13 protein-coding genes and 1 pseudogene are annotated in these 20,281 nt (G+C 60.8%); 8 read left to right on the plus strand and 6 right to left on the minus strand.

All coding sequences use genetic code 11. The features are described from left to right. Window positions 1-22 precede the first annotated feature (22 nt). The 3 genes and pseudogenes from AC3WMV_RS04955 to AC3WMV_RS04965 all read right to left on the minus strand — a co-directional run. Window positions 23-1,765, minus strand: coding sequence for a potassium/proton antiporter (locus AC3WMV_RS04955; RefSeq protein WP_096794715.1), 1,743 nt, complete (start codon window positions 1,763-1,765; stop codon window positions 23-25). A 303-nt stretch (window positions 1,766-2,068) separates the two neighbouring features. Continuing rightward, entirely contained in the window at window positions 2,069-2,941 is an 873-nt protein-coding gene (locus AC3WMV_RS04960; RefSeq protein ID WP_371917813.1) for a methyl-accepting chemotaxis protein, read from the minus strand. Window positions 2,942-2,971: 30 nt separating this feature from the next. Further along, window positions 2,972-3,724 (minus strand): annotated as a pseudogene (locus AC3WMV_RS04965) (MCP four helix bundle domain-containing protein); the annotation flags it as partial. A 248-nt stretch (window positions 3,725-3,972) separates the two neighbouring features. Between AC3WMV_RS04965 and AC3WMV_RS04970 the strand changes: the two are divergent. From AC3WMV_RS04970 to AC3WMV_RS04980, 3 genes are all read left to right on the plus strand, one after another. After that, window positions 3,973-4,203, plus strand: coding sequence for a hypothetical protein (locus tag AC3WMV_RS04970; protein ID WP_003220969.1), 231 nt, complete (start codon window positions 3,973-3,975; stop codon window positions 4,201-4,203). Further along, on the plus strand, window positions 4,200-4,502 hold the full coding sequence (locus tag AC3WMV_RS04975; protein ID WP_027611351.1) for a cell division protein ZapA: 303 nt from the start codon (window positions 4,200-4,202) through the stop codon (window positions 4,500-4,502). The genes AC3WMV_RS04970 and AC3WMV_RS04975 overlap by 4 nt, the downstream gene beginning before the upstream one ends. Window positions 4,503-4,602: 100 nt before the next feature. Next, window positions 4,603-6,540, plus strand: coding sequence for a methyl-accepting chemotaxis protein (locus AC3WMV_RS04980; protein WP_027611352.1), 1,938 nt, complete (start codon window positions 4,603-4,605; stop codon window positions 6,538-6,540). 119 nt (window positions 6,541-6,659) lie between these two features. Here the strand turns inward: AC3WMV_RS04980 and AC3WMV_RS04985 are convergent, their stop codons facing one another. Next, entirely contained in the window at window positions 6,660-8,462 is a 1,803-nt protein-coding gene (locus AC3WMV_RS04985; protein WP_103368703.1) for an acyl-CoA dehydrogenase, read from the minus strand. A 260-nt stretch (window positions 8,463-8,722) separates the two neighbouring features. Then, complete coding sequence (gene putA, locus AC3WMV_RS04990; RefSeq protein ID WP_103368702.1) at window positions 8,723-12,676, minus strand: trifunctional transcriptional regulator/proline dehydrogenase/L-glutamate gamma-semialdehyde dehydrogenase; 3,954 nt, start codon at window positions 12,674-12,676, stop codon at window positions 8,723-8,725. Window positions 12,677-13,133: 457 nt separating this feature from the next. On the opposite strand from putA, the gene putP reads away from it, so the two are divergent. The 5 genes from putP to AC3WMV_RS05015 all read left to right on the plus strand — a co-directional run bounded on the left by putP (window position 13,134) and on the right by AC3WMV_RS05015 (window position 19,480). Continuing rightward, window positions 13,134-14,618 carry a sodium/proline symporter PutP gene (gene putP, locus AC3WMV_RS04995; RefSeq protein ID WP_103368701.1) on the plus strand — a complete coding sequence of 495 codons (1,485 nt, stop codon included), beginning with the start codon at window positions 13,134-13,136 and terminating at the stop codon, window positions 14,616-14,618. Between the two features lie 349 nt (window positions 14,619-14,967). Continuing rightward, window positions 14,968-16,983: a type VI secretion system Vgr family protein gene (locus AC3WMV_RS05000; RefSeq protein ID WP_103368700.1), complete on the plus strand. Its 2,016-nt coding sequence runs from the start codon at window positions 14,968-14,970 to the stop codon at window positions 16,981-16,983. Next, window positions 16,973-17,677: a DUF4123 domain-containing protein gene (locus AC3WMV_RS05005; protein WP_103368699.1), complete on the plus strand. Its 705-nt coding sequence runs from the start codon at window positions 16,973-16,975 to the stop codon at window positions 17,675-17,677. Before AC3WMV_RS05000 ends, AC3WMV_RS05005 begins: the two co-directional genes overlap by 11 nt. A 326-nt stretch (window positions 17,678-18,003) precedes the next feature. Next, window positions 18,004-18,324, plus strand: a complete 321-nt coding sequence (locus AC3WMV_RS05010) for a hypothetical protein (RefSeq protein ID WP_097087106.1) — start codon at window positions 18,004-18,006, stop codon at window positions 18,322-18,324. A 316-nt stretch (window positions 18,325-18,640) separates the two neighbouring features. Beyond that, on the plus strand, window positions 18,641-19,480 hold the full coding sequence (locus AC3WMV_RS05015) for a 23S rRNA (adenine(2030)-N(6))-methyltransferase RlmJ (protein WP_003220988.1): 840 nt from the start codon (window positions 18,641-18,643) through the stop codon (window positions 19,478-19,480). Between the two features lie 124 nt (window positions 19,481-19,604). Here the strand turns inward: AC3WMV_RS05015 and msrA are convergent, their stop codons facing one another. Continuing rightward, window positions 19,605-20,270, minus strand: a complete 666-nt coding sequence (gene msrA, locus AC3WMV_RS05020; RefSeq protein WP_097087056.1) for a peptide-methionine (S)-S-oxide reductase MsrA — start codon at window positions 20,268-20,270, stop codon at window positions 19,605-19,607. Between the last annotated feature and the right edge of the window lie 11 nt (window positions 20,271-20,281).

Raw genomic sequence — 20,281 nt, forward strand, 5'->3', positions numbered from 1 at the left:
AGCAAGTGAGAGTGGACGCAGTTTAGAGGAAGAGACCGGGGCCCGGGCGACTTCCTTCGGGGAATCTGACGCCCACTTTGCCGATCTTGTTCCCGTCCATGACCGCGACCGTCCAGTGAGTGTTGTTCCACTCCACCTGGTCGCCAACGATCGGTGCCCCCCCGACCTTGTGGGCAATGAACGCACCCAGGGTCATGTCCGGATCGATGCCTTCGGCCGGTAGGCCATATAGCGCGGCAACCGCTTTAAGCTGGGCGTCTCCTTCGAGCACGAAGTCGCCGAAGAAGCGCAGATCCAGACCGCGTTGCGGCGCCTGGCTGAACAGTTTTCCGAGGGCTGGCAAGTTGTGTTCATGGCCGATAACACACAGTAAATCATCGACTTCCAGCACCGTACTACCCGACGGATGGAGCAGTTGCTGGCCACGAAACAGGGCGGCGATGCGGGTGCCTTCGGGCATTTTCAGCTCACGCAGGGGCGAACCGATGCACCACTTCTCGGCACCGAGCTTGTAAACGAACAGCTCCCACTCGCTGGTGATGTGCACTTCCAGTGCCGAACGGGAGATAGGCGCCGGCTCCGGCGGGACCGTCACCTTCAACAGTTTGGCCACCCACGGCAGGCTCGTGCCCTGCACCAGCAGCGACACCAGCACGATGAAGAACGCGAGGTTGAAATACAGCTGCGCATTCGGCAGCCCGGCCATCAACGGGAACACTGCGAGAATGATCGGTACCGCGCCGCGCAACCCGACCCAGGAAATGAACGCTTTCTCGCGACCGTGAAACGCCTTGAACGGCAGCAGGCCGACCAGCACCGACAGCGGCCGGGCGAACAGAATCATCCACAGTGCCAAGCCAAGAGCGGGCAGGGCGATCGGCAGCAAGTCATGCGGAGTGACCAGCAGCCCCAGCACCAGGAACATGCCGATCTGTGCCAGCCACGCCATGCCATCGAGCATGTGCAGAATGCCGTGACGGCTGCGCACCGGGCGGTTGCCGATCACCAGACCGCACAGGTACACCGCGAGGAAACCGCTGCCGTGCAGCGCGTTGGTCAGGGCGAACACCACCAGACCGCCGGCGATCACCAGGATCGGATAGAGGCCGGTGGCGAGGTTGATCCGGTTGACCAGTTGCAGCATCAGCCAGCCACCGCCCAGGCCGATCACGCCGCCGATGCCGAACTCGCGAATCAGGTGGGTCAACAGGCTCCAGTGCAGGCCGGTCTGGCCGCTGGCGAGCATGTCGATCAGGGTCACGGTGAGAAACACCGCCATCGGGTCGTTGCTGCCGGATTCGATTTCCAGGCTGGCGGTCACCCGTTCGTTGAGGCCCTTGCCGCCGAGCAGCGAGAACACTGCGGCGGCGTCCGTGGAGCCGACGATGGCGCCGATCAGCAGGCCCTGGATCAGATTCAGGTCGAACAGCCATGCCGCGGCCATACCGGTCAGCCCGGTGGTGATCAACACCCCGACCGTCGCCAGCGACAACGCCGGCCACAGGGCCACGCGGAAACTCGAGACCCGTGTGCGCAAGCCGCCGTCGAGGAGGATCACCGCCAGTGCGAGGTTGCCGACCAGATAGGCCGTCGGGTAGTTATCGAAAATGATCCCGCCGCCATCGACCCCGGCGGCCATGCCGACCGCAAGAATAATGACCAGAATCGGGATGCCGAGACGGGAGGAAAGTGAGCTGACAAGAATGCTCGCACCTACCAGCAACGCGCCGATCAAGAACAGGCTGTTGATGGTCGTCGCATTCAAAGGCAGTACTCCAGAAGCGTAAAGACGGGCACAAACTGACCATGCAGTCTGCGTGCCAGCGATTCTAACCTGTTGAAATGTGATGCTGTCAAAAAGCTTTTTACGTGGGCATCACATTGAATGGGCACCGAATGAAAACTGTGGTGAGGGGATTTATCCCCGATGGGTGGCGAAGCCGCCCTAAACGCTGAATGCGAGGTGCATCAGATACACCTCGCACGATGGTTTTACGACTGCTTCGCAGCCGATCGGGGATGAATCCCCTCGCCACAATGGATTGCTCCCGATATGGCGAAGTGGGCCTTACAGGCTGAACCGCCCAACCATATTGTTCAGATCCAGCGCCAGGCGCGACAGCTCGTTGCTCGCCGCACTGGTCTGATTCGCGCCGGTAGCCGATTGCACCGACAGGTCGCGGATGTTCACCAGGTTGCGATCCACTTCGCGGGCCACTTGTGCCTGTTCTTCAGCGGCGCTGGCGATCACCAGATTGCGCTCGTTGATTTCGACGATGGCGGTATTGATGGTGTCCAGCGACATCCCGGCACCCCGCGCGATGTTCAGCGTCGATTCGGCGCGCTCGGTGCTGTTGCGCATCGAATCCACGGCGTGTTCGGTGCCACTCTGGATGCTGCCGATCATGCGTTCGATTTCGCTGGTCGACTGCTGGGTGCGATGCGCCAGCGCACGGACTTCGTCCGCCACCACGGCAAAACCGCGACCGGCTTCACCGGCACGCGCCGCTTCGATCGCCGCGTTCAGGGCCAACAGGTTGGTCTGATCCGCCAGACCACGAATCACGTCCAGCACCTTGCCGATGTCACGGGATTCATTCGCCAGATCACCGATCAGGGTCGCGGTGCTCTGTACGTCGGCGCTCATGCGTTCGATGGCGCTGACGGTTTCCTGTACCAGGTCACGGCCGTCGCCCGCCGAAGTGGTGGCGTTCTTCGAGGCTTCCGAAGTGCTCACCGCATTGCGCGCGACTTCTTCCACGGCGCTGGTCATCTCGTTGACGGCGGTGGCGGCCTGCTCGATTTCGTTGTTCTGCTGGGTCAGGCCACGGGCGCTTTCGTCGGTGACGCTGTTCAGCTCTTCGGCAGCGGAAGCCAGCTGGGTGGCCGAGCCGGAGATGCGCTGCAAGGTGTCGCGCAGCTTCGATTGCATCTTGGCCATGGCCGCCAGCAGACGCCCGGCTTCGTCGGTGCCGTCGACGTGGATCGGCTGGGTCAGGTTGCCTTCGGCGATGGTTTCCGCCGCGTCCAGCGCTTTGGAAATCGGCTTGGTGATGCTGATGGTCAGCAGCCAGGCGAACAGGAAGGTCAGGCCGGTCGCCACGACCAGCAGGGTGACCACCAGATTGAACGCCGAGGAATACTGGTCGACCGCCTCTTGATTGGTCTGGCTGATCTGCTCGCCGTTGATCTGCATCAGGCGGTTGAGCACGGTGTTCATCGCTTCGGAGTTGTTCAGCAACTCGGTGTTGAGCAGGTTGCGCAGCTCATCCACCTGATTGTTGCGCGACAGGCTCTTCATCCGGTCTTCGATCTGGCGGTACTGGCCGAGCAACTGCACATATTGATCGTAGGCCGCGCGTTCCTGCGGGCCGCTGATCAACGGCTCATAGGCCGTTTGGGCGGCGCGGATCTGCTGGTTGCGGGTGTCCAGCAGTTCCATGGTCTTCTGCTGTACGTCCGGCTCGCGGTTGACCAGCAAGCGGTAGGACAGCACCCGCAGGCGCAAGGTCAGTTGGGTGAACTCGTCGAGGTTCTTGATGCTCGGCACGCTGCTGTTGGTGATGTCCTCGGCAGCGCCGCGGATTTTGCTCATCTGGTTCAGGGCGAACACGCCGAGAATCAGCATCAGGCCGCCGATCAGGGCGAAGCCGGTGAACGCCCGGGGGGCGATATTCATATTGCGAAGGGACATGGCGCGGATACCAAAAAGGGCCGCATCCATGCGGGCTGAGACTGCTGTATGGATGACTTATCGGTCATACGACTAAAGTCTTGAGGCACTGTGCGTATTTGTCGCATATGGGCCTGAGCGACGAAGTGCAGGAACCAGATCGGCAGATCACAGTCTTTTAAACTCGCGAGAACGGTCGGCCGCCAGGAAAATCAAGGCCTTGCGCCGGTATAACCCTGGCATCCGCAGTGACTTTTCTTTATCGTACGCGCCCTTTGAAAAACGCTTGGAAGATCAAAATGTTGGAAGCATCCCTCAGCCAATTGGAACAGCTCGTCAGCGACCTGGTGCAACAGAACCAGACCCTCACGCAAACCAACCAGACCCTGTCCACGGAACTGGCCCAGGCCAAGGATGAAAACGAAAGCCTGCAACTGAGCCTGATGGAACAGGAAGAGAAGCACGGCGCCACCGCAGCGCGCATCCAGGCTCTGGTTGATCGCGTCAACGCAGGCCCTGTCAGCGCATGAACCACGGCACCGCAGGGGTAAAAGTCATCTCCATTCTCGGGGAGGACTATTCGATCAAGGCACCGGCCGGGGAAGAACAGACCCTGCTGGACGCCGCACTGATGCTCAAGGCCGCACTGGCCGACACCAAACGCAAATACCCGACGCTGATCGGTGACCGCTTGCTGGTGCTGGCAGCGATGAACCTGTGCTCGCAGCAGATCGAAATGAAGAAGCAGCATCAGGCAGAACTCGACCGTTACCAAGAGCAAGTCAGCGCCACGGTCGACACCATCGCCAAGACCATCAATCAGGGCTGATGGGGTTGCGCACAACCAAAGAATAAATTGTCGATACAGGTTGTATACAATCGGCACGGCTGTTGCATTGTTTCGGCCACTTATTCTTTGGGGGTGCTCCATGCAGTTGTGGCGACGCAGTATTCAATGGCAGCTGATTCTCAGCATGGGCACCGCCCTGCTGGTCAGCATCCTTATCGTGGTTGGCATTTATACCCTGGTGGTCAACCGCCTCGCCCAGAGCTATCTGGTCGAACAAGCGCTGCCGTCGAGCATCGAAGCGACGCGCAACGACATCGAACGCATCCTCGTCCAGCCGCTGACCGCCGCCAAAGACATCGCCAGCAATTCCATGGTGCGCGACTGGTTGGCGTCGGGTGAAGACAGCAGCAAAACAGCGGCCTTCGCGCAGTATCTGGAGGGCATCCGCGCCGAACATAAAGCCTTCACAGCACTGATCATCGGCACCGATTCCAATCACTACATCACCGAAAAAGGCCTCGACCGCACCCTCAGTCGGGCCAAACCGGCCGATGCCTGGTTTTATTCCTTCCTCGACAGCCATCAGCCGCGCACCCTGAACATCGACAACGATGGCGCCACCGGAGAATTGGCACTGTTCATCGACTTGAAGGTCGAGCAGGCCGGCAAAGTGGTCGGCGTCGCGGGACTCGGCCTAAGCATGAAAGAGCTGTCGGAGTTGATCCACAACTTCAGCTTTGGCGAGCGCGGTAAGGTCTATCTCGTGCGTTCCGACGGTTTGATCCAGGTTCACCCCGAGGCGCAGTTCAGTGGCAAGCGCACCCTCACGGAGCAGATCGGTGCGTCGGCGGCGCAAGCGGTCATGGGTCAAAAAGTTGCCACCAGCAGTTCCTTCCAGCGCGATGGCGAAGACTTCCTCGCCTTCAGCCTGCCGCTGCGCGATCTGGGCTGGACGCTGGTGGCCGAAGTGCCGCAATCGCAGATCTACGCCGAAGCCCGCAAGGCGATGTGGATGAGCGGCGGCATCGGTCTGGCGGTGGCACTGGTGTGCCTGGCGTTGGTGGTGTGGCTGGCCCAAGGGCTGGTGCGACCGATTCGTCAGGTAACAGCCGCGCTGGTAGCGATCGGTAGCGGCGGTGGAGATTTGACCCATCGGTTAGATTCCAGTCGCGCCGATGAGCTGGGCGATCTCGCGCGCGGCTTCAACCGTTTTCTCGACAGCCAGCGCGGGCTGATTGGCGAAGTGCTGACCACCAGCGAGCGCTTGCGCACGGCAGTCGGCCAAGTGGCGAAAGTGGTGGAAAACACCGCTGAACGCTCCGGGCGCCAGCAGGAAATGACCGACATGGTCGCCACGGCGGTGCATGAAATGGGTCTGACCGTGCAGGAAATCGCCCAGAACGCCGGCAACGCCGCGCTTGCTTCACAAACTGCTCGCGATGAAGCGCTGCAGGCGCGGGAGGTGGTCGGTGGCTCGATCCGTCATATCGAAAGCATGTCCGACGAGATTGGTGTGGCGGCAGGTGCGGTGGGTGAGCTGGCGCATCAGGTGGCGTCGATCGACTCGGTGCTGGCGGTGATTCGCGGGGTGTCCGAGCAGACCAACTTGCTGGCGCTCAACGCGGCGATTGAAGCGGCGCGCGCCGGAGATATGGGGCGCGGGTTTGCGGTAGTGGCGGATGAAGTGCGCACCTTGGCGCGCAGAACCCAGGCCTCCACCGACGAGATTCAGCAAATGATCGGCAGCCTCAAGCAAGGCGCCGAGAATGCCGTGTCATCGATGCGCACCGGGCAGGCTGCGACCGGCACCGGGGTTGAGTCGAGCCAGCGTACCGGCGCGTCGTTGACTGCGATTACCGGGCAGGTCGAGCGCATCAGCGACATGAACCATCAGGTGGCGACCGCGACGGAAGAACAATCGGCGGTGACCGAGGAGATCAATCGCAACGTGCAGGGGATTTCCGATCTGGCCCGGGCGACGGCGGGCGAGGTGCGGGCGTGTCGCGAGGATTGTCAGATGTTGCAGCGGTTGGCGGATGATCTGGCAAGGCAGATGGGTGGGTTCAAGCTGTCCTGAGAGATGTGTTGTTTGAACTGACGCTATCGCGAGCAGGCTCACTCCTACAGAGGAACGCATTCCAACTGTAGGAGTGAGCCTGCTCGCGATTGGATTTCAGCCGCGGCACACAACTCGGATCAGAACCACCCATCCTGCATCGCCAGGCACGTATCATCCCGCGCCTCCAGCAACGCCAGCTCCTGGTGACAGCCCGGCACTTCCCACGTCAGGAAATACCGCGCCGCCTGTAGCTTGCCCATATAGAAGTCAGCATCCGCCGCATTGCCTTTGGCCAAACCTTCCTCAGCCCGAATCGCCTGCTCCAGCCAGCGCCAGCCAATCACCGTGTGCCCGAACACCCTCAGGTACAGCGCCGAATTCGCCAGGCTGCTGTTGACCTTGCCCTGCGCCAGATCGGTGAGCAGGCCGATGGTCACCGCTTGCAGGCGCGCCACCAGTTTCTCCAATGGCTCACGCAGTGCGGTCAACGATTCATACGCAGTCGCGCGCTCGGCGGTGTTGGCGATCAGACGGATCAGTTGTTTGAGCCCCGCGCCGCCGTTCTGCGCCAGTTTGCGCCCGAGCAAGTCCAGTGACTGAATGCCGTGGGTGCCTTCGTGGATCGGGTTCAGGCGGTTGTCGCGGTAGTACTGTTCCACCGGGTATTCGCGGGTGTAACCGTGACCGCCGAGAATCTGGATCGCCAGTTCGTTGGCCTTCAGGCAGAACTCCGACGGCCAGGATTTGACGATCGGCGTCAGCAAATCCAGCAGCTCGTGGGCCTGTTTGCGCTCGGCTTCGGTTTCCAGCGTGGTGGTGTCATCGAACAGCCGCGCCGCGTACAGGCCGAGGTCAAACGCCCCTTCGACGTAGGACTTTTGCGTCAACAGCATGCGTCTGACGTCCGCGTGCTGAATGATCGCTACCGGCGCGGTGCTCGGATCCTTGCTGTCCGGCACTCGGCCTTGCGGGCGTTCGCGGGCGTATTCCAGCGAGTACAGGTAACCGGCGTAGCCGAGCATCACCGCGCCCATGCCGACGCCAATCCGCGCCTCGTTCATCATCTGGAACATGTAGCTCAAACCATGGTGCGGATTGCCCACCAGATAGCCGACGCACTCGCCGTTATCGCCGAAGTTCAGCGCGGTGGAAGTGGTGCCGCGCCAGCCCATCTTGTGGAACAGCCCGGCCAGCAGCACATCATTGCGCTGGCCGAGGCTGCCGTCATCGTTGACCAGAAACTTCGGCACAATGAACAGCGAAATACCTTTCACGCCTGGCGGCGCGTCGGGCAGTTTGGCCAGCACCATGTGCACGATGTTTTCCGACAGCGGATGATCGCCGCCGGAAATGAAGATCTTGTTGCCCTTGAGTCGATAAGTGCCGTCGGACGCCGGCTCGGCGCGGGTACGAATATCCGACAGCGACGAACCGGCGTGCGGTTCGGTCAGGGCCATGGTGCCGAAGAAACGGCCGTCGATCATCGGTTGCAGGAATCGCTGTTTCTGCTCGTCGGTGCCAAAGCTTTCGATCAGATTGGCCGCGCCCATGGTCAGGAACGGGTAGGAAGTGGTCGCCGCGTTCGCCGCTTGAAAGTGCGCGAAGCACGCTTGCGACAGCAGCGTCGGCAGTTGCATGCCGCCGGCTTCGAAGCTGCGCGCGGCATTGAGGAAACCCGCTTCAAGGAACGCGTCCACCGCCGGTTTCACTTCGGGAATCAGCATCGCCTGGCCGTTCTCGTAGCGCGGCTCGTTCTCGTCGCCCTTGCGGTTGTGCGGCGCGAAGTATTTCTCGGCGATGCTGCGCGCGGTGCCGATGGCCGCATCGAAGGTCTCGCGGTTGTGCTCGGCAAAGCGCTCACGCCGGGTCAGGCCCTCGGCATCGAGGACTTCGTACAGCTCGAAAGCCAGATTACGGGAACTGAGCAGCGTCTCGGACATGGCGGCCTACCTGAAAATGGGGGTTGGGCCGAGTCTAGGCTTGCTGATAAAGACTGAATACGATGATTGATAACGGTGATGTCAGGGCCGAGCACCGACTTAACAAACACCCCAAAACAACTGTGGGAGCGGGCTTGCTCGCGAATGCGGTGGATCAGTCACTGGAGATGTCGACTGACACAACGCCTTCGCGAGCAAGCCCGCTCCCACATTGGGATTTGATTGTCAGGCAACCATCGCGGTTGCCTGACTTCTCGGGTTTAACCGATAGTCATCAGGCTGGCATTACCCCCCGCCGCCGCGGTGTTGACGCTCAATGCACGCTCGATCACCAGACGCTCCAGCGCAATGTTGGTCTCGCCCTGGGACAGGCCCTGAACGCCAACGATCGCACCGGCACGCTTGGCAATCTGCTGGCAGACGCCACGCAACTGGTCGGAATGGCCGTGATGCAGAACCGCATCAAACACCACTTCATCCTTGTGCCAGTCGGCAACCCGTTTGATCCGCGCCTGAACTTCCTTCGGCAGGCGTGCGAACAAGGCCTTGCTGATGTCGGACTCCGGCCATACCGCCGAACCGCCGACAGCCAATACCGCCGCCAGTTGAGTCAGCAGATCGCCTTCGACGTCGGCCAGGCACAGCACGTGTTCACGCGGCAGGATCGCGTAGCTGTTCTTCTCGCCGGTCGGGCCGGCCAGCACGCGGGTGATGCCGCTTTGCGATTGCGCGGCGTACTGCACGCACAGGGTGCTCAGTTCGGCGTACTGGTTGCTCTCGGCCCAGGCCTTGAAGGCGTTCAGCGGTTTGCTCATGGCATCACGCAGACGCACGTCCGGGGCGACGACTGCATCACCGCGAGCGAAGGATTGCTCGATCGCGTCAGTAGGACGGGTCGACAGCAGACGGTACAGGTACAGCGGACCACCGGCTTTCGGGCCAGTACCCGACAGGCCTTCGCCGCCGAACGGCTGCACGCCGACCACGGCACCGACGATGTTGCGGTTGACGTAGACGTTACCGGCGTTGACGTTGTCGATCACCTTGGCGATGGTCTCGTCGATGCGGGTGTGTACGCCGAGGGTCAGGCCATAACCGGAGGCATTGATCTGGCCGATCAACTGGTCGATGTCCTTGCGCTTGTAGCGCACCACGTGCAGCACCGGGCCGAAGATCTCGCGTTGCAGCTCGTCGAAGCTTTCCAGCTCGATCAGGGTCGGCATGACGAAGGTGCCGCGTTTGACTTCTTCGCTGTCGGCGATAGCCACTTGGTACACGCTGCGACCTTTATCGCGCATGCCCTGGATGTGCTTGTCGATGCCGGCCTTGGCTTCGGCGTCGATCACCGGGCCAATGTCCACGGACAGACGCTCAGGGTTGCCGAGGCGGCTTTCAGCCATCGCGCCTTTGAGCATTTCGATGACACGGTCGGCGGAATCTTCCTGCAGGCACAGCACGCGCAGGGCCGAGCAACGCTGGCCGGCACTGTCGAAGGCCGAGGACACCACGTCGATCACCACTTGTTCGGTCAGCGCCGAAGAGTCGACGATCATCGCGTTCTGCCCGCCGGTTTCGGCGATCAGCGGAATCGGACGGCCCTGGCTGTCGAGACGGCCAGCGATGTTGCGTTGCAGCAGGCGCGCGACTTCGGTGGAACCGGTGAACATCACGCCTTTGACGCGCTCATCACCGACCAGACCGGCACCGACGGTTTCACCGCGACCCGGCAGCAGTTGCAGCACGCCTTCGGGAATCCCGGCTTCCAGCAGCAAACGTACGGCTTGCGCGGCAACCAGCGGCGTCTGTTCCGCAGGTTTGGCCAGTACCGGGTTACCGGCGGCCAGTGCGGCAGCGACCTGACCACTGAAGATGGCCAGCGGGAAGTTCCACGGGCTGATGCACACCACCGGGCCCAGTGGGCGGTGGGCGTCGTTGCTGAAATCGTTGCGCGCCTGCACCGCGTAGTAACGCAGGAAGTCGACCGCTTCACGCACCTCAGCAATGGCGTTGGCGAAGGTCTTGCCGGCTTCACGGGCCAGCAGGCCCATCAGTGGCTGGATCTCGCCTTCCATCAGGTCGGCGGCACGCTCCAGAATCGCCGCGCGCTCGGCCGGCGGGGTGGCCTGCCAGATCGGTGCAGCATTCAGCGCGCACTGGATCGCGTTGTCGACGTCTTCGACGGTGGCTTCCTGCACGTGACCGACCACATCGCGGTGATCCGCCGGGTTCAGCACCGGTGCCGGGGCTTCGTTGCTGGAAGCGCAACCGAGCATCGGCACGGCTTTCCAGTTGTTGTGCGCAGTGGCGAGCAGGGCGCAGGACAGCGAGGCCAGACGATGTTCGTTGGCCATGTCGATGCCGGCGGAGTTGGCGCGATCGGCGCCGTAGAGGTCTCGCGGCAGCGGAATGCGTGGGTGCGGCAGGCCGAAACCACCTTCCACGGTCGCCATCTGCTCGATCTGGGCCACCGGATCGGCCACCAGTTCCTGAATCGAAATCGACTGGTCGGCGATGCGGTTGACGAACGAAGTGTTGGCGCCGTTTTCCAGCAGACGACGCACGAGGTATGCCAGCAGGGTTTCGTGGGTACCGACCGGTGCGTACACGCGGCACGGACGGTTCAGCTTGCCTTCGGAAACTTTGCCGACAACCTGCTCGTAGAGCGGTTCGCCCATGCCGTGCAGGCACTGGAATTCGTACTGGCCCGGGTAATAGTTCTGACCGGCAATGTGGTAAATCGCCGACAGGGTGTGGGCGTTGTGCGTGGCGAACTGCGGGTAGATGACTTCCGGCACCGACAGCAGTTTGCGCGCGCAGGCAATATAGGAAACGTCGGTGTACACCTTGCGGGTGTAGACCGGATAGCCTTCCAGGCCTTCGACCTGGGCGCGCTTGATTTCGCTGTCCCAGTACGCGCCTTTCACCAGGCGGATCATCAGGCGATGACGGCTGCGGCGGGCCAGATCGATCACGTAGTCGATCACGTACGGGCAACGCTTCTGATAAGCCTGGATAACGAAACCGATGCCGTTCCAGCCGGTCAGTTGCGGTTCGAAGCACAGGCGCTCGAGCAGATCCAGCGACAGCTCCAGGCGGTCGGCTTCTTCGGCGTCGATGTTCAGGCCGATGTCGTATTGTTTGGCCAACAGGGTCAGCGACAGCAGGCGCGGGTACAGCTCGTCCATCACACGCTCGTACTGCGCACGGCTATAACGCGGGTGCAGCGCCGAGAGCTTGATGGAAATGCCCGGGCCTTCATAAATCCCACGGCCGTGGGAGGCTTTGCCGATCGAGTGAATGGCTTGTTCGTACGACGCCAGGTACTTCTGCGCATCGTGTTCGGTGAGGGCCGCTTCACCGAGCATGTCGTAGGAATAGCGGAAGCCCTTGGCTTCGAACTTGCTCGCGTTGGCCAGCGCTTCGGCGATGGTTTCGCCGGTGACGAACTGCTCGCCCATCAGACGCATGGCCATGTCGACGCCCTTGCGGATCATCGGCTCGCCGCTCTTGCCGATGATTCGGCTCAGCGACGAGGTCAGACCAGCTTCATTGTGGGTCGACACCAGTTTGCCGGTCAGCAGCAGACCCCAGGTGGCGGCGTTGACGAACAGCGACGGGCTGTTGCCCAGGTGCGGCTGCCAGTTGCCGGTGCTGATCTTGTCGCGGATCAGCGCATCGCGAGTGCCTTTGTCCGGGATACGCAGCAGTGCTTCGGCCAGGCACATCAGGGCCACGCCTTCCTGAGACGACAGGGAAAATTCCTGCAGCAGACCCTGAACAATGCCTGCACGACCGCCGGCACTTTTCTGGTTACGCAGTTTTTCCGCGATGGTCGCAGCGAGTTTGTTGGTGGCTTCGGCCATCGGTGCCGGCAGGCGTGCCTGCTCGATCAGCATCGGCACCACTTCCGGCTCAGGGCGGCGGTAAGCAGCAGTGATCGAAGCGCGCAGTACCGATTGCGGCAGGATGCTTTCAGCGAATTCGAGGAAGCACTGGTGGGCGTGATCGGTATGGACTTCGCCAGCGTCATCGCTGTCTTTGGCGGTCAAACCGTTCAGTTCGGTCAGGGTTGCACCACCCTCGAGTTTTTCCAGGTAATTGAAAATTGCCTGCTTGATCAGCCAGTGCGGTGTGCGATCAATCGAGGTCGCGGCAGCCTTCAGGCGCTCGCGGGTCGGGTCATCGAGTTTGACCCCAAGGGTGGTGGTAGCCATATTTTTATCCTCATGGTTGCCACAGTTGCGTGGCATCAGCTGGCGGCAAGATTAGCCGTGCGCCGGAAGAGGTGCAACCGGGTGCAACCCTTTTTTTGTCAGAAAAATAAACGCTTCGTCAGGAATTATTTTCTGGTACTGAAGTGCCGCTCCTGCTTGGTGCTTTTACTTCTAGCGGAGCGCCGTGACTGCGCTAAAAAGGAGCAAAAACGGCATATTTATTGGTATATCCGACTAGGTGCAACTTAATCGCCAGAAACTGGTTGCACCTTTTTTACTTTGTTGCATAGCATTCGCGCCCAAGGTGCAACCGGGAATACCCGGTGCATCGGCTGGTGGCTTTCCTGGGGAAACATCAGTCCTAAATGCGCGGGATCCCGTTTCGTCTGCCAAACGTCGTCGTTTGTGGACGATCAATCACCGCTGCAACATAAAAACAAAGCCAGGGCGTAACTTAATGAGCGTAAGCAATCCAACACTGATCACGTTCGTGATCTACATCGCAGCAATGGTGCTGATCGGCTTCATGGCCTATCGCTCCACCAATAACCTCTCTGACTACATTCTTGGCGGCCGCAGCCTGGGCAGCGTCGTGACGGCTCTGTCTGCCGGTGCTTCCGACATGAGCGGCTGGTTGTTGATGGGCCTGCCGGGCGCCATCTACATGTCCGGTCTGTCCGAAAGCTGGATCGCCATCGGCCTGATCGTCGGCGCCTACCTGAACTGGCTGTTCGTCGCGGGCCGTCTGCGCGTGCAGACCGAGCACAACGGCGATGCCCTGACTCTGCCGGACTACTTCTCCAGCCGTTTCGAAGACAAAAGCGGCCTGCTGCGTATCATCTCGGCGGTGGTGATTCTGGTGTTCTTCACCATTTACTGCGCTTCCGGCATCGTGGCTGGCGCCCGTCTGTTCGAAAGCACCTTCGGCATGTCCTACGAGACGGCGCTGTGGGCCGGTGCTGCGGCGACGATTGCCTACACCTTCGTCGGCGGTTTCCTCGCGGTGAGCTGGACTGACACCGTACAAGCCACGCTGATGATCTTCGCGCTGCTGCTGACGCCGATCATCGTGCTGCTGGCCACCGGTGGTGTCGATACTACGTTCCTCGCCATCGAAGCTCAGGACCCGAGCAACTTCGACATGCTCAAGGGCACCACCTTCATCGGCATCATCTCGCTGATGGGCTGGGGTCTGGGTTACTTCGGTCAGCCGCACATCCTCGCGCGTTTCATGGCCGCTGACTCGGTGAAGTCGATTGCCAACGCCCGTCGCATCTCCATGACCTGGATGATCCTGTGCCTGGGCGGCACCGTCGCCGTGGGTTTCTTCGGTATCGCCTACTTCTCGGCGCACCCGGAAGTGGCCGGCCCAGTCACCGAGAACCACGAGCGGGTGTTCATCGAACTGGCGAAAATCCTCTTCAATCCTTGGGTGGCCGGTGTCCTGCTGTCGGCGATTCTCGCCGCTGTGATGAGCACCCTGAGCTGCCAGCTGCTGGTTTGCTCGAGCGCTCTGACCGAAGACTTCTACAAAACCTTCCTGCGCAAATCCGCCTCCCAGGTTGAGCTGGTGTGGGTCGGTCGCGCGATGGTGTTGCTGGTAGCGCTGATCGCTATCGCCATGGCCGCCAACCCGGAAAACCGCGTACTGGGCCTGGTGTCCTACGCCTGGGCCGGTTTCGGTGCCGCGTTCGGTCCGGTGGTGCTGATCTCGGTGATCTGGAAGGACATGACCCGCAACGGCGCACTGGCCGGCATCCTGGTCGGCGCGATCACCGTAGTGGTCTGGAAGCATTTCGAACTGCTGGGTCTGTACGAAATCATCCCGGGCTTCATCTTCGCCAGCCTGGCGATCTACATCGTCAGCAAAATGGGTGAGCCAACCAAAGGCATGGTGCAGCGCTTTGAAGCGGCGGAAAAAGATTTCCACCTGAACAAGTGATGCATTGAGCTTCGGCTCACCAGAAAACGGCCCGCTTCCTACAGGAGGCGGGCCGTTTTTTTATGCCTTTGATTTCTCAAGAACTTGGAGAACCCTGTGGGAGCTGGCTTGCCAGCGATGGCGGTGTGTCAGTGAGCGCATAAGTTGGATGTGCCGGCCTCATCGCTGGCAAGCCAGCTCCCACAGGTCCAGTGGTGGTTTTGGGGGATATGTCTGTAGTCGATTGCGCCAATATCCGAAGGCTTTTTCGACAGGAGAAGTAGGGCAAATCTGATTTTCCCGTCACCCACCCAACACCTCTTGCCCCTCATGCAGAATCGCCCGCCCTCAATCTGCAGAGAGACATCGGATGTTCGCGCCTGCCAATCAACCGCGTTTCACGTTGACCCTCGAAGGCGCCCAAGTTGATCTCAAAGTCCTTGAGTTCACGGGCAAGGAAGCCATCAGCCAACCCTTTCGTTTCGAGCTGGAACTGGTCAGTGAGCGTCCGGATCTGGACCTCGAAAGCCTGCTGCACCGTCAGGCGTTTCTGAGCTTCGATGAGGAAGGTTCCGGTGTCCATGGTCAGATTTATCAGGTCGGGCAGGGCGATTCCGGGAAACGTCTGACGCGCTACCACCTGAGCCTGGTGTCGCGTCTGACCTACCTCGGTCACCGCATCAACCAGCGGATTTTTCAGCATCAGACGGTTCCACAGATCGTCGCGCAGATCCTCAAGGATCACGCAATCCTGCGCGATGCCTTCGAGTTCCGCCTCGGCAGCGATTACCCGGTGCGGGAATATTGCGTGCAATACGCCGAGAGCGATCTGGCGTTCATCCAGCGCCTGTGTGCCGAGGTCGGCATTCATTACCACTTTCAGCACAGTCCCGAAGGCCATCTGTTGGTGTTCGGCGACGATCAAACGGTGTTTCCGCGCCTGGCCGAGCCGACGCTGTATCTGCCGGGCAGCGGCATGGCGTCGACGGCGCCGGCCATCAAGCGCTTCAATGTCCGAGTGGAAACCCGTACCAGCGTGGTGACCCGGCGCGACTACAACTTCGAAAAGCCGCGACTGCAACTGCAAAGCCGCAGCGACTGTGAGCAGCGCCCGGTGCTGGAGGACTATCACTTTCCCGGCCAATTCAACGATCGAGAAACCGGCAGGCAACTGGCGCAACGTACGCTGGAAAGGCATGTCGCCGACTACCGTCAGGCTGAGGGCATCAGCGACGTATCCGCACTGGTTTGCGGACATTTCCTGCAACTGAGCGAGCATCCGCGCCAGGACTGGAATGACCTTTGGCTGCTCACCGTCATCGAGCATCATGGCCGACAGCCGCAAGTGCTGGAGGAATCGGTGACCAGCGATGGGGAAACATTCCAGGGTTACCGTAATACCTTTCTTGCCACGCCGTGGGAGGTGTTCTTTCGCCCGGCGTTGGGGCCGGAAAAACCGCGCATGCCCGGTTATCAGCCTGCCGTGGTCACCGGGCCGCAAGACACGGAAATCCATTGCGACGAGTACGGCCGGGTCAAGGTGCAACTGGCCTGGGATCGTGACGGCGAGCTCAACGAGCATTCCAGTTGCTGGCTGCGCGTTGCCACGGGCTGGGCGCATGATCATTACGGCAGCGTGCTGATCCCGCGGGTCGGCATGGAAGTGCTGGTCGGTTTCATCGATGCCGATGCCGACAAACCGTTGGTGATGGGTTGCCTGCCAAACGCCGCAACTCCGCTGCCGCTGGACCTGCCCACCGACCAGACCCGCAGCATCTTCCGCAGCCAGAGCAGCCCCGGTGGTGGCGGTTACAACGAGCTGCGCATCGAGGACAAAAAGGGCGCCGAAGAAATCTACCTGCGCGCCCAGCGCAACTGGACGCAGCATGTCCTGCACGACCAGCAGGTGCAGGTCGACAACCAGCGCAGCATTGTCGTCACTGGCCTTGCCAGCCATGAACTCAAGGCCGACGAGCAGCGCATCACCCACGGCCAGCGCCAGACCGAAGTGAAACAGGACGATCACCTAACGGTTATTGGTGATCGGCATATTCGGGTGAGTAGTCAGGCAACCAGTGCGAGCGCACAAATTCACGTCAGTGCCGGGCAACAAGTGGTGATCGACGGTGGCGCGAGCGCGACGATTCAGGCCGGCGGGCAATGGATCAACATCGGTCCCGGCGGGATTTTCAGTAGCGTGCCGATTGTCGTGGGTGGGGCGCCAATGGCGGCGATGAGTGCAGCGCCGGGAGTGCCGGGATTGCCGGCAAAACTCGCAGCAGCACCAGCGGCCATGCTCACTGCTGCGCAAATCATGAGCTTTAAAGGTGATGCACCATTCTGCGAAGAATGCGAGCGCTGCAAGGACGGTGTCTGTGCTGCCTGAGTGCCTCACACCTGCAGAGTGGTTGGCGCGTGAGCCGCTGAAACCTTCGGAGCAACTGTTCGCGATTTTCAGTAACGCTAGCGACGCCAGGCCTCCACTGGTTGCACCGAGCCCGATCTGGGCAGAGACGATCTACGCCGAGTGGGATGCGGTGATGCCCTTCGTGGGAATTGTCGCTGCGGACAGTGAGTTTCTCGATTGGGTGGCCTCTACCGAGTCTCGCGACTGGGGGTGGTTGGCGGTGTCTTCCGCGAGCCTTGAGGTGGTAGTTGAGCATTTTCGCAGCCTGACTCAAGTGCTGATGCCGGACGGCGCAGCGGTGTTTTTTCGCTTCTGGGATGGGCGGTTTTTGTTGCCGATCCTGCAGTCCGATGAAGTGCAATCTGCGCAGTTGATGCCGGTGATCTCGCGCGGCTTGATCAATGGACAGGCCGTGGATATCGGGGGCAGGGCGCAGGTTTCAGGGCGGGTGTTTCCCTGGTGGAAAGTGCCTGAGTCAGTGCTGGCTTCAGCAGGGAATTCAGTCCGGATCGGGAATGCGCTGCAGTGGCTGAGCGAGGAGCATCCGGCGCTGTACGAGGCGTTTCCGCAGGCTGTGTTGCGCTGCAAGGTTCAGCAGTTTTTTCAGGTTTCGGCGTCGGAAGAATCGTCGCAATCGGCGTTATTGGCATATTTGCAGGACGAAACGGAGTGAAATTTCCGGGCGAAGGCTTCGGAAATTTCCCGCGAGTTGCGGCGGATTTCATGAACTGGTGGGCGGTGGGTTGCGGGGATAGTCTTTTCGTTGTCACCGCGAGAGTGGTGACAGGGTGTAGGAACCCGTTACCTATGGTGCATCAGCGCTGTTGATTTAATTGCGACATGTAACTTGTGCCAGCAATATCTTTAGCGGCGGCTGTGTGCGGGGCACGCTTTGGCGTGGCCGAATTCCATGGGTCGGTTCCTACTCCCGTGCACAGCTGCCACCCGATCCCGTAGGAAGGAGCGAGGCAGTTCATTTTCACATCCATGGTAGAAAATATGACGATGCTTAAACCCGACCCACCCTACGAAAAAATCATCCCCCATCCCGACAACCGCTTCATGGCCCTGACCGGCAACTGCAGCGACATGCCCACTCTGTTCATCGACACCCAAGTCCCCCTCGACATCCTCATGGACGCCGCCAACCACCGCATCCGCGCCGTGATTCAAGTGCTGGAAAACATGTGCATGCGCGGCTCGGTCGAATGCGACTCGATCATCCTCAGCGACTTCGCCATGCTCTGCGCCATTCCGCTGCGTGACGGCTGCGATGTGCTGGATGTCATCGGCAAACGCCTCGGCAACCTATCCCTGTAAGTTTGAGAGCGTTTTTGTGGCGAGGGAGCTTGCTCCCGCTCGGCTGCATAGCGGCCGCAACCAGGTTGTCGCGGCGTCAGACGGAATGAGGGATTGAGGTCTTGGGGCCGCTGCGCAGCCCATCGGGGATGAATCCCCTCGCCACAAAGGCAAGGGCAAAAGATCGCAGCCTTCGGCAGCTCCTACAGGGGGGAACGCCAATCCCGTGTAGGAGCTGCCGAAGGCTGCGATCTTTGCTGTTGAGGCCCGCTCGGCCGCCAACCCCTGACTTGCCGCCCGGTAAAAGGTAAACTTCACGGCCCTCGCAGGAGCAGCCATGAATTATCGTCACGCCTTCCATGCCGGCAATCACGCCGATGTGTTCAAACACCTGACCTTGACCCGCCTCATCGCCCTGATGTCGCGCAAGGAGCAGCCGTTTGCCTATCTCGATACGCACGCCGGTATCGGTTTGTATGACTTGCAGGGTGATCAGGCCAACCGTACCGGCGAGTACCTGGAAGGCATTGCGCGTTTGTGGGATCAGCCGGATCTTCCGGCGCTGACCGCCGACTACATGAAGGTGCTGCACGAGATGAACCCGGATGGCCAGTTGCGCTATTACCCGGGTTCGCCGGAGTTGGCGCGGCGTCTGACCCGGCCGCAGGACCGGGTGATGCTCAACGAGAAACACCCGGAAGACGGCGTGCAGCTCAAAGAGAACATGGCCGGTGACCGTCGGGTGAAAGTGCATCTGGGCGAGGGCTGGCATGTGGCGCGGGCGATGCTGCCGGTGCAGGAGAAGCGTGCGGTGATGTTGATCGATCCGCCGTTCGAGCAGCTCGACGAGATGCAAAAGTGTGCGGCGTCGCTGAAAGAAGCGATTGGCCGGATGCGCCAAACCGTGGCGGCGATCTGGTACCCGGTAAAGGATCAGCGTGCGCTGCGACGTTTCTATCAGGATCTGGCTGGTACCGGTGCGCCGAAGTTGCTGCGCGTGGAACTGCTGGTGCATCCACTGGATACGCCGAACAGCCTCAACGGCTCGGGGATGGCGATTGCCAATCCGCCGTGGGGGCTGGAGGAAGAATTGCGTGAGCTGCTGCCGTGGTTGTCGAAGAAGCTTGGGCAGACTCAGGGCGGGTGGCAGATGGATTGGTTGATTGCTGAGAGCTGATCAACTGTTTTAGCGGTGTCTGAACGGACGCCTTCGCGGGCAAGCCCGCTCCCACAAAGTACTGCGCCATTTTGAAGTCGGCGCTAAACCTGTGGGAGCGGGCTTGCCCGCGATGCTTTGAGGTTTAGTTACCCGCCAGGCTCGGTGGCATGCACACGCCGGTGCCGCCAATCCCGCAATAGCCCTCAGGGTTCTTCGCCAGATATTGCTGGTGATACGCCTCGGCGAAGTACACGGTAGGCGCCTGCTCGATCTCGGTGCTGATTTCGCCCAGACCCGCCTTCGACAGTTCAGCCTGATACACCGCTTTGCTCTTCAGCGCCGCGTCCAGTTGCTCTGGTGAGGTGGCGTAGATCACCGAACGGTACTGGGTGCCGATGTCGTTGCCCTGACGCATGCCTTGCGTCGGGTTGTGCAGCTCCCAGAACATCGCCAGCAGCTCTTCGTAGCTGACTTTGTCCTTGTCATACACCACCAGCACTACTTCGGCGTGGCCGGTCAGGCCCGAGCAGACTTCTTCGTAGGTCGGGTTCGGCGTGTAGCCGCCGGCGTAGCCGACCACGGTGCTGACCACGCCTTCGCGCTGCCAGAAGCGGCGCTCCGCCCCCCAGAAGCAACCCAGACCGAAGATCGCAAAGTCGACGTCCTGGAAAAACGGGCCGAGCAGCGGAGTTTCTTCGAAGACGAAATGCTTTTCAGGCAGGGTCATCGCGGTTTCGCGGCCGGGCAGAGCTTGATCTTTGGTCGGTAGCACGTTTTTGTTCACCAGAATTTCCGAGCGCAGAACCATGATCGTTCCTC

This window comes from Pseudomonas sp. FW305-3-2-15-E-TSA4, assembly GCF_058787295.1.

Bases quoted from the DNA above. Each gene is read 5' to 3' on its own strand.
- AC3WMV_RS04985 (WP_103368703.1), bottom strand. From the start codon at position 8,462: ATGTCCGAGACGCTGCTCAGTTCCCGTAATCTGGCTTTCGAGCTGTAC.
- putP (WP_103368701.1), top strand. From the start codon at position 13,134: ATGAGCGTAAGCAATCCAACACTGATCACGTTCGTGATCTACATCGCA.
- putA (WP_103368702.1), bottom strand. From the start codon at position 12,676: ATGGCTACCACCACCCTTGGGGTCAAACTCGATGACCCGACCCGCGAG.
- AC3WMV_RS04970 (WP_003220969.1), top strand. From the start codon at position 3,973: ATGTTGGAAGCATCCCTCAGCCAATTGGAACAGCTCGTCAGCGACCTG.
- AC3WMV_RS05015 (WP_003220988.1), top strand. From the start codon at position 18,641: ATGAATTATCGTCACGCCTTCCATGCCGGCAATCACGCCGATGTGTTC.
- AC3WMV_RS04960 (WP_371917813.1), bottom strand. From the start codon at position 2,941: ATGGCCAAGATGCAATCGAAGCTGCGCGACACCTTGCAGCGCATCTCC.
- AC3WMV_RS04980 (WP_027611352.1), top strand. From the start codon at position 4,603: ATGCAGTTGTGGCGACGCAGTATTCAATGGCAGCTGATTCTCAGCATG.
- AC3WMV_RS04975 (WP_027611351.1), top strand. From the start codon at position 4,200: ATGAACCACGGCACCGCAGGGGTAAAAGTCATCTCCATTCTCGGGGAG.
- AC3WMV_RS05010 (WP_097087106.1), top strand. From the start codon at position 18,004: ATGACGATGCTTAAACCCGACCCACCCTACGAAAAAATCATCCCCCAT.
- AC3WMV_RS05000 (WP_103368700.1), top strand. From the start codon at position 14,968: ATGTTCGCGCCTGCCAATCAACCGCGTTTCACGTTGACCCTCGAAGGC.
- msrA (WP_097087056.1), bottom strand. From the start codon at position 20,270: ATGGTTCTGCGCTCGGAAATTCTGGTGAACAAAAACGTGCTACCGACC.